1 protein-coding gene is annotated in these 212 nt (G+C 43.9%); it reads right to left on the reverse strand.

What is annotated here, in order from left to right; genetic code table 11:
- The coding region (locus tag ACRHNM_RS18580) for a hypothetical protein (protein ID WP_431138098.1) at positions 1-212 on the reverse strand (212 nt) is incomplete at both ends.

Below are 212 nucleotides of genomic sequence, written 5' to 3' on the forward strand. Positions count from 1 at the left end.
TCCATCTGTACCAGCTATAGGAGGCGGAATAAAAGTAACTGTAACAGTAGCTGAATCGTCTTCACAAGCAGGATTAGTGCTTGTTACAGTATAGGTATACACACCATCAGAATCGACATTAGGATTAAAAATACCCGAACCACTGGCCAGAGCGGGAGACCATGTACCACCAGTATCAGGCGTACCACCAAGACTATCAAAGAGATTTACTG

The organism is Psychroserpens mesophilus, from assembly GCF_050617655.1.
In the GTDB taxonomy this organism is placed as follows: Bacteria; Bacteroidota; Bacteroidia; order Flavobacteriales; family Flavobacteriaceae; genus Psychroserpens; species Psychroserpens mesophilus_A.